The following is a 13114-nucleotide window of genomic DNA, read 5'->3' on the forward strand; positions in this document are numbered from 1 at the left end:
TGCGAAACAGGAAAACAAAAATCTATTTCAGCAGGGCGGCAATTTCAGCATGCAGCAACTCAGGTCGAATGGGCTTGGTGGTAAATCCACTCATTCCTGCGGCAAAGCAAGCCTGCCGATCTGATTCCATTGCATTTGCGGTTAGGGCCAATATAGGGATACTAGGGTTGAATTTTCGGATACAACGCGTAGCTTCTAAACCATCCAGCACTGGCATTTGTACATCCATCACCAGTAAATCAAAATGCTGCTGACTTGCAGCCTCTACTGCTAACTGCCCATTTTCTACGCAGCTCACTTTGTGACCTGCCGACTCGAGTATTTTAGCTGCAACCAAGCGATTGGTCGGATTGTCTTCAGCGAGTAAGATCCGTAGTGAATTGTTAACTAGCTTGGTCGCGTCTTCCTTCGCGGTCACTTTTGCTTGGACTGCCAGCAATGGAATTGCAAACGAAAAAATCGTCCCGCGCCCCAGCTCAGAACGAACCACAAGCTCCCCCCCCAGTAAAGCGACGAGTTTTTTCGCGATTGTCAGTCCCAAACCAGTGCCACCATATTGGCGGGACAAAGAACCATCCGCTTGCACAAAAGCATCAAAAATCGCATTTAAGCGCTCTTTAGCAATCCCAATCCCAGTATCTCTTACCTCAAAGTGCACAAAGGAATTGCAAATTGAGCACTCGAGCTGCACTCCTCCTTGCTCGGTAAACTTGATGGCATTACCGACCAAATTCACTAGCACTTGCTGCAAATGAACAGCATCACCGTAAAACAACCAAGGTCTAATGGCCGGATATTTAAAATTCAGATCGATTCTTTTTTGTCTAGCGGCAATTTCGAACATTTGTTCAGTGCTACTCAGGATATTAGCTAGATCAAATTCCTTTTCATCACGGCTAATTTGCCCCGACTCAATCTTTGAAATATCCAGCACATCATTAACTAGAGCCAATAGCAAGTCGGACGAGGACTGAATAACTGCCACATCATGCCGCTGCGACGAATTTAATTCTGACTGGGCCAACAAATGCGCCATACCCACAATACCATTCATTGGGGTTCGAATCTCATGACTTACATTGGCGATAAATTCACTTTTTGCCCGGCTCGCAGCTTCGGCACTATTGCGAGCCTGTTGTAAATCAATAATCAACTGGCTTTGCTCGACCTGAAGCAAAATACTCTCAACAATCGCCGTGTGATAGTTACGCACCCCTTTGATCACCACCACGATAAACATCGCACACATGAGGGCCAGAATCATATCGAGCGATCCACCCGCAATTAAGGCTGCGGGGATAACCGGAATTAAAATCAACAAGGCAAAATTGCGAAAACCTCGATAATGCGCCCCCAAAATAGGCACCGCACCGGAGACCACGCCCGACAAAACAAAGGCGGTAAAAATACGCAGCACTTCATTCGATGAAATGAGCAATACAAAGCCGCCAACGCCCCAAACCAAGCCAGAAGTATTGACCCCTAGCTCAAACCGGCGATTCCAAGCTGGGTAATCCACTGGTAGCTGAGACTGCTTCATGTAACGGTAGGCGGTATAAATCCGCCACAAAGCAACAGCCCAAGTGGAAGCGAGCCAATAAAATAAAATGTTGCTTGGTATGTGATTGCGATATGTAAGCGCCAAAGCCAGCGCGATCAAAATGCAGATAATTTGGCCAGAAAATGAATTGCGATAGACTAATTGCGTGATGCGTTCGACTACCACAGGGTGAGCGGTTTTGCTCACAAATTCATTCGTCCATTTCATTCGCACATCCTGACTTTTACTCCGTTTGAATCACAGCCACTTCATCTTGGTTATCGGCCAAGATATTGAGCGTGACGCGACGATTACGCGCACGGCTTTCAAGTGTGTCGTTGGGGCCGATTGGGCGATATTCAGCATAACCAATCGCCACCATACGCTGCGGGGCAACACCAACACTTTGAAACAGGCGCACAACGCTGGCGGCACGGGCGGCAGACAACTCCCAATTGCTCGGAAAAATGCCTGCGCGAATCGGTTGATTATCGGTATGACCTTCAATTTGGATTAAGTTGTCGGAATTTTTGACCCGCTCAGCAATCGCAGCGAGAGCATCGATAGATTCAGGCTGTAGTTCGGCACGGCCGGTATCGAACAAAATTGAATCGCTGATTTCTACCGCTATCCCACGCTTCGATTGCGTGACCTTAACTTTACCTTGATCAATCAACTCCCCCAGTGAACTACGAAAATCGCCCGCCATGCTTTGCATTTTCTTAGTTTGCTCTTGATACTTGCCAGCATCTGGCATCATCGTAGGCGCAGGAATCACGATTAATTTGGGCGGAGCACCAGGCATAGTTTGGCGATCTGGTTGGAGCAATTCGGCAGACTGCTTAGGTTGTTTAAAGGCGTCGACCAAGGAGTTGGACAGCACTTTATACTTTCCCTCGTTAATCGATGAAATGGCATACATGACGACAAAAAAAGCAAACAAGAGCGTAATAAAATCGGCGTACGACACCAACCAGCGCTCATGATTATCGTGCTCTTCAGGACGTTTTCTGCGTGCCATTCACGACTCCTTATTTATGGGTATTGATCCGAGCACCACTATCTAAAATACCTTCACAACAATACCCCGAGCAATTACCTCAACTGCCATTCCAGCTTAGCACCTAAAGTCGTTGCCGCAGCAACGCCCAATTGGCGCGCTAGGCGATCGGCGTACGAAGGCTGCGGGGTAAAATCAACGATATTGTCGACCTTCACAACATCGCGTGCGACGCTATCGACCGAGCCCAAGGCGTCGACCAAACCGAGCTTCAAGCCCGATTCACCCGACCAAACCAGACCCGAAAACAGATCGGGATTGTCTGCGGCCAAGCGCTTGCCGCGCCCTTCTTTCACCACATTAATAAATTGCTGGTGAACTTCTTGCAGCATCGCGGTGGCTTTTTGCTTTTGCTCTTCGCTTTGCGGCGAGAATGGATCGAGGAAGCCTTTGTTCGCACCTGCCGTAATCAAACGGCGCTCTACGCCCAATTTATCCATCGCGCCTGTAAAACCAAAACCGTCCATCAACACACCAATCGAGCCAACAATGGATGCTTTATCGGCAAAGATTTTCTCGCCCGCCACTGCGGCGTAGTAGCAGCCGGAAGCGCATACGTCTTCAACGACGACATAAAACGGTGTATTGGAGTGTTTGGCTTTCAGGCGTTTGATTTCATCGTACATCATGCCCGACTGCACAGGGCTACCACCCGGGCTATTGGCGCGCAAAATGACGGCCTTGGTATTTTTATCTTCAAACGCGGCCTTCAAGCCCGCAATCACCAATTGGCTGCTGGCATCGCCATCAGCCGCAATCGGCCCCGATAAATCAACGACGCCCACATGTGGGCCGCTGGATGCGCTTTCACTTTCGTGAGCGCCGATCCAACCCAACATCAGGGCCATCACCAAACCCAAATAACCAAAGGTCAGGACTTTGAAAAAAATCCCCCAGCGGCGAGCAGCGCGCTGCTCCTTAATCGACGCGGTTAAAATTTCTTTCAGCGCATCGCGCTCTAGTGAATCACTCATCCAGTTTTTCCTTCAATCAGCCACACAGCGCCGTTTTCTTCGCAAATGGGCAACGCCGTTAAGCGACGCCCGACACAAGGTCCACCCAAACAAAAACCATTGGTCGGATCATAATATGCGCCATGGGTAGAACAAATCAAATATTGCCGGCTTAAATCAAACACATCACCGGGGTTAAAATCGAGTTCAATCGGAATATGCGCGCATTCATTGATGTAGGCATAGACTTGCCCGTCAAAGCGCAAAGCAAACGCGTTGCGACCAGCAACCGTAAAACGATGCGCCAGCCCCCGCTCGGCCAATTGCGCAGATTGGCAAATCTCAACCATGCGTCAAGATCCAATCGACCAAAGCGTCAAATTCGTCAAATAGCGCCAAGGCCTGCAAATCTTGCAAGGCATCGCCTTCGTGAGCGCCATAAGTCAGAGCCAAGCTCGCGGTGCCGGCATTGATGGCCAATTGCAAATCATGGGTGGTATCGCCCACCATCACAGCACGGGCGGGCTCTACCGCCGCATACTCCAGAATGTATTCCAGCATCGCCGGGTGAGGTTTCGAAAAAGCCTCATCGGCCGTGCGCGTCACCTCAAAAAAGCCCGTTAGTTGCGTGGCGTTCAACACGCGATCTAAACCTGCGCGCGATTTACCAGTGGCGACCGCCATGCGGAAATTGGCGTCGCGCAAACGCGCCAAACCTTCTTCAACTCCGTCGTATAATTTTAGTTCTTGGTCTTTGGCCAAAAAATGGCCGCGATACGCATCGACCACTTGGCGAATTTGCGCCTCGTTAGCATCAGGCGCCAGATGTGCCATCGCCTCAGTCAGACCATAGCCGATGACATAACGCGCTTCTTGCTCGCTCGGCACGGCCAAACCCACATCATCAAACGCGCGCTGAATCGAGCGTGCAATCATGCCGGTACTGTCCATCAGCGTACCGTCCCAATCAAAAATCACTAAATCAAAACGTCGCGACATTATTATTTAGCTCCCTTGTCGAGCTGGTGAATATAGTTTTGCAATTCGGCGGGCAGCGGTGCCTCAAGCGTCATGCGCTCACCGGTCAACGGGTGATTTAGCGTTAAGCGCCAGGCATGCAAAAACATGCGGCGCAAACCTTGCTTTGGTAAAGCACGATTCACCGCCGAGTCGCCATATTTATCGTCGCCCAAAATCGCGTGCCCGCTGGCCGACAAATGCACACGAATTTGATGCGTGCGGCCGGTTTTTAGCTCACATTCCAAAAGTGACGCATTCGCCCACGCCTGCTGGCGATTCACAATCGTGTGCGAACTTAAACCATCGGCGTGCACTTTCACACGGCGCTCGCCATCGGGCGTTTCGTATTTGAGTAATTTCATTTTGACGTGGCAACGCGTGTGCGGCCACACGCCTTCGACCAAGGCCAAATAGCGTTTATCGATGCCATGACTTTCGCGCAACACTTCGTGCATTTTGACCAAAGCGCTGCGTTTTTTCGCTACCAGCAATAAACCGGAAGTTTCGCGATCGAGTCGATGCACCAATTCCAGAAACTTCGCTTGTGGTCGCTGCGCGCGCAGTAACTCGATCACACCAAAACTAATCCCCGATCCGCCGTGCACCGCAATGCCTGCCGGCTTATCGATCACCAACAAGGCGTCATCTTCATACACAATCGGCAATTGCATGGCGTCGGCCGCCGCTGCGGCGTTATTCGGTGCAGGTGGCGCTTCAGCGACGCGCACGGGCGGCACGCGAATCACGTCACCGGCGCACACGCGCGTTGTCACATCGGCGCGACCTTTATTAACGCGCACTTCACCCGAACGAACGATGCGATAAACGTGACTTTTGGGCACACCTTTGAGGCGTTTGAGCAGAAAATTATCTAAGCGTTGGCCTGCATCTTCTTCATCAACGGTCACGAAGCACACAGACGCTTTGCTTGTCTCCGACATATTGGCATATACTCTATGGCACGCTGCAATATATGCAGCTGGTTAAGTAGGAAGGCAAAAGTTAATGTACATTGTTGTTTCGCCTTGTTGTGCCACTTGCACTGACATCGCGCACTACTTGCACAAAAACTTTTGACCAATTCCTGCTCCTGAATTGGCGTTGCCATTTCAGGATGAGTTTAGGCTTTAGCGAAAGCATAGCCGCAAGATAAATCGCGGCAAACCTCGCACCTAAACTCAATCAATTGGAATAATAATCGGTATTTTACCGCGAATCCCCAGCTTTCTGGATTGTGATTTCTTTCCCGCCGTAGCGGTTATCGTTGCCTACTCTGATAGAGAGCAAGTAGCGCGGGGCTCACAAGACGAGAGTATTTGGTGTAAACGCGATGAAATAACTGATTAGCGGTTATGACGCTCACCGCTCAATAAGAAGTAGCGATGGTAATTGATTTATTACATTAGCGCACTCACCGGATTTTTCACTTCAGGCCGTCAACACGAACAACGGCGGGAAGTTCGCCCGACAGAGCATACAGATCACCGGAGTAACGATACCCAGTTCCTAAGCCAATAAAAATGTCCGCCAAAATAGCTTAAACCGCTATGCCTTTAGCCATGAGCCCTAGCTCAATGTACTGATTCTCCCCTCGCTGTGCGAGTTTTTGGCTTAAAGCACGCCAAAATCGGGAAACATGTGCTGCAAAATTGAGCAGCGTATCTAATGCGCGGTAAAACTGCGTTTAGACGTGTTATGAAATCAGCTTTGCAAAGGTCGCGAATTTATATTGCTGAACTGCCGTCACAATCGATCTGCCTGTCAAAATCCAAAGCTCTACCGTGGGGTGCGCGCAGGAGCCCTACACTCATGAAGCGCATGCTTTTTAATGCAACTCAAGCCGAAGAGTTGCGCGTTGCGATCGTCGATGGTCAGAAATTGATCGATCTCGATATCGAAACGGTCGGCAAAGAACAGCGTAAATCCAATATCTACAAAGGTATTATTACCCGCATCGAGCCTAGTCTTGAGGCGTGCTTTGTCGATTACGGCTGTGACCGCCACGGCTTTTTGCCGTTTAAAGAAATCGCTCGCTCATACCTGGCCGAAGGCGAAGGTGGCCGTGGCCGCGTTGCCGATAGCCTGAAAGAAGGCCAGCAACTGATCGTTCAAGTTGAAAAAGACGAGCGCGGCAATAAAGGTGCAGCACTCACCACCTACATCAGCCTCGCAGGTCGCTATTTGGTGTTGATGCCAAATAACCCACGTGGCGGCGGTGTTTCGCGTCGCATCGAAGGCGAAGAGCGCAATGAATTACGCGCAGCGATGGATCAATTGGAAACGCCTAACGGCATGAGCCTGATCGCGCGTACTGCAGCGATTGGCCGTAATGCCGAAGAATTGCAGTGGGACCTGGGGTATCTACTGCAACTATGGAGAGCAATTGAAGGTGCAGCCAATACCCAGACCGGCGCCTTCCTGATTTACCAAGAATCTAGCTTGGTGATCCGCGCAATTCGCGATTACTTCCAGCCCGATATCGGCGAGTTGCTGATCGACAAACGCGATATCTATGAGCAAGCACAGCAGTTTATGAGCCACGTTATGCCGAACAATGTGCATAAAGTGAAGTTCTACCAAGACGACGTACCACTGTTCTCGCGCTTCCAGATCGAACACCAAATCGAAACCGCGTATTCTCGTGAAGTGAGCCTGCCATCGGGCGGGGCCATCGTCCTTGATCGCACCGAAGCGCTGTGGTCGATTGACGTGAACTCGGCCAAAGCGACGCGCGGTGGTGACATCGAAGAAACCGCATTGCGCACCAACTTGGAAGCTGCGGACGAAATCGCGCGCCAGATGCGTTTGCGCGACGTCGGAGGTTTGATCGTGATCGACTTTATCGACATGGAAAACCCGAAAAACCAACGCGACGTTGAAAACCGCGTGCGTGAAGCGCTGCACCACGACCGCGCTCGCGTGCAAACCGGCAAAATCAGCCGCTTTGGCTTGATGGAATTGTCACGCCAACGCCTGCAACCATCGCTAGAAGAAACCAGCCATATCGCCTGCCCACGCTGCCATGGCACAGGCTTTATCCGCGGCATCGAATCGTCGGCATTGCATATCTTGCGCATCATTCAAGAAGAAGCGATGAAAGAGAATACCGGCGCATTGCACGCACAAGTACCGGTTGATGTGGCAACATTCCTGCTGAACGAAAAACGCGCCGAATTGTTCGCCGTTGAAGCTCGCCTCAAAGTTGGCGTAATGCTGATTCCAAATATGCATTTGGAAACGCCAAACTACAGCATTACTCGCGTACGCTCGGAAGACGTATTGTCGTACGAAGACGCACTGCCTTCGTACCGCATGGTTGAGCAGCCTGCAGACGAAGGCTACAAACCAGGTAAAACCAAAGAAGAGCAAGCGAAACGCCAAGAGGCTGCGGTAAAAGGTATCACCCCAGCGCAGCCAGCGCCGGCGAGCACTGAACGCGCGCCAAAACCACAAGCCAAGACTGAAGCTCAGCCTTCATTCTGGAGTAAAGTGGTTGCTTGGTTTAAGGGTGCTCCTGAAGAAGTGAAACCAACTGAGGACGTGAAGCCAGCTCCACGCAACCCGCGTGGTCGTAACGATCGTCGCAATGGCCGTCATGACCGTAATGAAAGCCGTGAAGGCCAAACGCAACGCGAGCGCGGCGAACGCAGTGAGCGTAACCATGATCGTGGCGAACGCACCGAAAAAGCGGACCGCCCAGAGCGCAACAACCGTTCGAGCAAACCGCGTATCGAAGAGGACATGCAAAAACGCGAAGAGCGTCAACAGCGCCCACCGCGCGGCGAGCGTCCACCGCGTGAAGAACGTCAGCGCCAAGAAGTGCGTGCGACTGAACCTGCTCCAGAATTGCTAACAACTGCTGCAGTCGAAACTAGTGCGCCAGAGCAAAGCAACGAAAGCAATGGCGAGACCCGTAACCGTCGCCGTCGTAGCCGTCGTGACCGTCGTGACCGTAGCGATCGCAATCCAGCCATGGCTGACAATGCGCAAAATGGTGAAACTGCGACACCGGCTTTTGTACCAAATGAAGTCATTCTGGAACAGCAAGCACAAGCAGCCGCCGAAGTAGCCGTGCAAACGGCAACCTCTGACAGCACTGCAAATGCCATCGAGACCAGCACCGCCATTGAAACGGCAGCCGATACAAAACCGGCGCCAGCATTCGAAGCGGCAGTGACCATTCCAGTGGCAAGTCCAGTTGCTGAACCTGCAGACGAAGCAATCACAGCAGCCCCAGCTCAAACCACTAGTGCGGAAGCGGCTCCAACTAAGAATGTATCAACTGAAATCGAGCCAAGCCAAAGCCCTAAAGCGAGTGCCGAGCCTACTCCTCAAGAAGCTAGCCCTGCCACCGTTGAGCCAGAAGCCAGCCCAAAAGTTGAGTTTGTCGTGGCATCACCAGCAGAAGTGGGGTTGACGCAAGTTGCAACTCGTAATGAAACGCCTACCGCAGATGCTGTAGTTGTAGAAGTCCCACAACGCCGTCGTCGCAAAGACGTACAAGGTGCGAGCCAAGCAGTAGCCACAGAAACCCCTGCGCTGCAACTGGTAGAAACACGTAATAAGGTTGCAGCTCCAGTTGAAGAAATTTTGGTTACAGCCCCTGTGCGCCGCCGTCGCAGTGATTTGCAAAATAAAGCAACGGCGACAAGCAGCGCTGAGGCACCTTTGGCTCAAGTAGAAACCAAGCAATAAACTGACATTTAGCTTAAAAAAACCACACCTAAGGGTGTGGTTTTTTATTTTCTGGCTAGCAGAGTGAACTACTGTGTTCTAGTATGAACATGGTTTCTACCGATAAGAAAAACGCCCACGGGAGTGTCGCCATGAAATTAGAAGAAGTGTTCGAACAAACCCATAAACTACCAACCATTCCAAAAGTCGTTCAAGAACTCATCGATAGTTTTAGTAAAGATGACATCGATATTGATACCATCGCCAAAAAAATCGCCTTAGACCAAGTCATTACCGCCAAGGTATTGCGACTGGCCAATTCTGCTCACTTTGGCTCCAGTCGGCAAATCGGCTCAGTACAAGAAGCAGTTGTGGTACTTGGATTTAATACGGTACGAACGCTGGTTGTTGCCTCTGGTATAACGGGTGCATTTGTCGCCACTCCAGGCTTTGATCGCAAGAAATTCTGGAAAAATAGCTTGCAAGTCGCAACGATAGCCAAATGGCTTGCCAAACAAGCGAAAATCAACGGTGAGGTGGCATTTACCGCCGGCATGATTCACAACATCGGCGAAATGCTTATTCACATCGTCGCCCCCGAAGTCGCAGTTAAGATTGACCAATTTGTTGAAAATGGCGCCGCGGATCGAGTTGCGCTAGAGGACAATAATATCGGCTTTGATTATGTGATGGTTGGCGAAGAGCTAGCACGCCGCTGGAACTTCCCGGTGAGCATCCAGCAAGCCATTAAATTCCAAAATACACCTGCCGAACAAGAGCCACTCGATAAACTCAGTGCCGTATTGTGTTTAGCAAAAACAATCACCCATCAGACGCAAGAGAATGCTTCACCTGATGATCTGGCCGCCGCCTTGCCAGTAAGTGTTGTAGAACTGGCAGGTTTAAACAATGATCAGTTAACTGAGAAATTGCTTGAACTAAACGATCTATCTAGTGGTTTAGACGAGCTTATTGCTTAATATAAGCCTCAGAATTTAAATGAATTTCCTGCGCCAAGCTAAAAATAGGGAAAGCCCTGATTATCTCTTCGCGCAAAGCTTACTAGCATCAGGGCAGAACATGAGGACCGTTCGATGGGTTATCATATCTGCCCTTTTTCTTGTTATTTGCTGGAGTACATCAAAGATGATTCGTAACCCTGTACGCTTTTTCACCACTGCCCTTTTGGCCGGCCTGATGCTCAATGCTCCAGCACATGCGGCAAAAACTTATCAAGTTGCCACCGACGCTGCGTATGCCCCATTCGAATCATTGAATGAGAAAAAAGAAGCGGTTGGTTTTGACATGGACATTATGAAAGCCGTGGCAGCCAAAGCGGGCTTTCAAGTGAAATTTGTAAACACCCCATGGGAAGGTATTTTTGCCTCGCTCAATAATGGTGACCGCGATATCGTGATCTCAGCGGTAACGATTACACCTGAGCGTAAACAGTCTATGGATTTCTCTGATCCATATTTCGAAGCAAAACAATTGATCGCCGTAAGCCAAAGCAGCAAAGTCACTAAGCTGGCTGATTTGAAAGGCAAAAAGATCGGCGTGCAAACTGGTACGACTGGCGACGAAGTTGCACAAAAATTCCTCGGCAAAACCAGCCCTAACATCAAGCGCTTTGAATCAACGCCATTGGCAATTCAAGAATTGCAAAACGGTGGTGTAGATGCGGTAATCGCAGATAACGGCGTCGTAGTTAACTACGTTGCCAACAACGCCAAAGCGAAGCTAAAAACAGTGGATGACGCCACATTTGCGAAAGAGTACTACGGCATCGTAGTAAAAAAAGGCAATAAAGCCTTGCTCGAGCAAATCAATAAAGGCATCGCGGCAATCAAAGCGGATGGCACTTACGACAAAATCTACAAGAAATACTTCGGTAAATAAGCCTTCGTATTTCGTCTCACCCGCTCACGCGTAGGACAATAAAGCGCAACCTCGTGTTGTGCTTTATTGTCTTGAGCAACTAGATGGTAAAAAAATGGACTTTATTCAATTTTGGCAACAAGCGCAGCACACTTTGCCAGTGCTAGAAAACTTCCAACTGCAAATTGTGTGGGAATATCGCGAGCTTTTCATTGATGGGATGAAAATGACTCTGGGCATTACACTGATCGCGGTCGTACTCGGCACCCTGATCGGTTTATTTGCCGGCATGGCGCGCCTTGCTGATGTGAAGCACGGCCCATGGAAATACCCGGTACGCTTTTTCTTACGCTGGCCAGCCGCAGCCTATGTGACGTTTTTTCGCGGCACACCGCTGTTTGTACAAATTTTACTCACGCATTTTGCCGTCATGCCTTTATTGGTTCACCCCGACCACGGCTTAATTCTAAGCGGCGAAATGGCATCGACATTACGCCAAGACTACGGCGCATTTCTATCCGGCTTGGTTGCGCTCACCCTAAATGCCGGCGCATATATCACCGAGATTTTCCGCGCGGGGATTCAATCGATTGCCAAAGGTCAATTTGAAGCGTCACGCTCTTTGGGGATGTCGTACAGTCAGACGATGCGCTTTATTATCGTGCCTCAGGCTTTCCGCCGCATGCTACCGCCACTGGGCAATGAAGCGATTATGCTGCTAAAAGACAGCTCGCTGGTTTCGGCCATTGGCTTGGCTGAACTCGCGTATGCGGCACGTACCGTTGCTGGCGCGTATTCCCGCTATTGGGAACCGTACCTAACAATTTCGTTTATCTATTTGATTTTGACTTTGGTGCTGGCCGCCGGTGTTAATCACTTGGAAAAACGCTACCAGCAAAGTGGCGGTATTCATTAATTGAATGCTCGCCAATAAAAAAGCCCGCACAGCGGGCTTTTTTATTGGGTATTGCCATCTAGCCATTACACACAAATGACTACAATAAATTACCCTTCAGGGTATATACGGCATCGCAATTTCATCGCTACGCTGCACACCGGCGGTGGCTTGCTGACACAAAGCCAAAAACGCATCCATACTCGGCGTTTGATATTTTTGCCGATGCACCACAAAGTGGAACTGGCGCGCCAAATCCAGCCCTGCCACTTCCAGCGGCACCAAACTGCCGCGACGGAATGCATCTTTTAGCGCCAAGCGTGAAATACAACCAATACCAAGCCCAGATTCAACCGCACGTTTAATCGCTTCGGTGTGCTCCAGCTCCAAGCGAATATCGAGTTGCGACAAGGCATGGCGCATTGCAAATTCAAACGTTTGCCGCGTACCCGAGCCCTGCTCGCGCACAATCCATGACGCTTTAACAAGGTCTTCAAAACTCACTTTGTCCTGTAACGCCAACGGATGTTGTGGCGCGGCAAACACAACGAGTTCATCGGCCACCCACGGCAACACCACCAGATCGGGGTGCTGGCAATCGCCTTCAATTAACCCCAAATCGAGCTCAAAATGCACCACTTGATTCACAATCGTCGCCGTATTGTGCACCGCCAAACTAACGCGACAACCTGGGTGTTGGCGCATAAAATCACCGATCAGCAAGGTCGCGAGATAATTACCAATTGTTAGCGTCGCACCAACGCGCAAGGGGCCAAAACCATGTTGGCCGCTGAGCATCGCATCCATGCTTTGCGCACGATCGAGCAATTCTATGGCACGCGGCAAAAGTAAAGCGCCCAATTCATTGAGCTGCAAGCGCTTGCCAACCCGATCAAACAAGCGCATTTCGTATTGCCGCTCAAGCTCGGCAAGCGCGGTGCTAGTTGCCGATTGCGACATTTTTAGCTGTTCGGCGGCGCGCGAAACACTCTCGCCTTGACCGACAGCAACAAAAACTTCCAATTGCCTCAGCGTAAATTTCATTCTGCGCCTTCAATATAATCGATTTAATTAATCCAAATTATAAATATGGG

11 protein-coding genes are annotated in these 13114 nt (G+C 50.2%); 4 read left to right on the forward strand and 7 right to left on the reverse strand.

All coding sequences use genetic code 11. The features are described from left to right. Window positions 1-22: 22 nt before the first annotated feature. From NT239_06365 to NT239_06390, 6 genes are all read right to left on the reverse strand, one after another. Window positions 23-1768 carry an ATP-binding protein gene (locus NT239_06365; GenBank protein XGA72450.1) on the reverse strand — a complete coding sequence of 582 codons (1746 nt, stop codon included), beginning with the start codon at window positions 1766-1768 and terminating at the stop codon, window positions 23-25. Between the two features lie 16 nt (window positions 1769-1784). Then, on the reverse strand, window positions 1785-2561 hold the full coding sequence (motD, locus tag NT239_06370) for a flagellar motor protein MotD (GenBank protein ID XGA72451.1): 777 nt from the start codon (window positions 2559-2561) through the stop codon (window positions 1785-1787). A gap of 74 nt (window positions 2562-2635) precedes the next feature. Then, on the reverse strand, window positions 2636-3574 hold the full coding sequence (locus tag NT239_06375; GenBank protein ID XGA72452.1) for a S49 family peptidase: 939 nt from the start codon (window positions 3572-3574) through the stop codon (window positions 2636-2638). Next, window positions 3571-3903 (reverse strand): Rieske 2Fe-2S domain-containing protein, encoded by a 333-nt coding sequence (locus tag NT239_06380; protein ID XGA72453.1) that lies wholly within the window; start codon window positions 3901-3903, stop codon window positions 3571-3573. Before NT239_06380 ends, NT239_06375 begins: the two co-directional genes overlap by 4 nt. Further along, window positions 3896-4552, reverse strand: a complete 657-nt coding sequence (locus NT239_06385) for an HAD-IA family hydrolase (protein XGA72454.1) — start codon at window positions 4550-4552, stop codon at window positions 3896-3898. Before NT239_06385 ends, NT239_06380 begins: the two co-directional genes overlap by 8 nt. A 2-nt stretch (window positions 4553-4554) precedes the next feature. After that, window positions 4555-5514 (reverse strand): RluA family pseudouridine synthase, encoded by a 960-nt coding sequence (locus NT239_06390; GenBank protein XGA72455.1) that lies wholly within the window; start codon window positions 5512-5514, stop codon window positions 4555-4557. An 868-nt stretch (window positions 5515-6382) separates the two neighbouring features. On the opposite strand from NT239_06390, the gene NT239_06395 reads away from it, so the two are divergent. From NT239_06395 to NT239_06410, 4 genes are all read left to right on the forward strand, one after another. Further along, window positions 6383-9268 (forward strand): Rne/Rng family ribonuclease, encoded by a 2886-nt coding sequence (locus NT239_06395; GenBank protein ID XGA72456.1) that lies wholly within the window; start codon window positions 6383-6385, stop codon window positions 9266-9268. Window positions 9269-9399: 131 nt separating this feature from the next. Continuing rightward, the gene (locus tag NT239_06400) at window positions 9400-10227 is read left to right on the forward strand and encodes an HDOD domain-containing protein (GenBank protein ID XGA72457.1); all 828 of its coding nucleotides are present in this window, start codon (window positions 9400-9402) and stop codon (window positions 10225-10227) included. A 166-nt stretch (window positions 10228-10393) separates the two neighbouring features. After that, on the forward strand, window positions 10394-11146 hold the full coding sequence (locus NT239_06405; GenBank protein ID XGA72458.1) for a basic amino acid ABC transporter substrate-binding protein: 753 nt from the start codon (window positions 10394-10396) through the stop codon (window positions 11144-11146). A gap of 94 nt (window positions 11147-11240) precedes the next feature. Then, the gene (locus NT239_06410) at window positions 11241-12041 is read left to right on the forward strand and encodes an amino acid ABC transporter permease (GenBank protein XGA72459.1); all 801 of its coding nucleotides are present in this window, start codon (window positions 11241-11243) and stop codon (window positions 12039-12041) included. 96 nt (window positions 12042-12137) lie between these two features. Here the strand turns inward: NT239_06410 and NT239_06415 are convergent, their stop codons facing one another. Then, on the reverse strand, window positions 12138-13064 hold the full coding sequence (locus NT239_06415; protein ID XGA72460.1) for a LysR family transcriptional regulator: 927 nt from the start codon (window positions 13062-13064) through the stop codon (window positions 12138-12140). Between the last annotated feature and the right edge of the window lie 50 nt (window positions 13065-13114).

The organism is Chitinibacter sp. SCUT-21, from assembly GCA_041874755.1.
Taxonomy (GTDB): domain Bacteria; phylum Pseudomonadota; class Gammaproteobacteria; order Burkholderiales; family Chitinibacteraceae; genus Chitinibacter.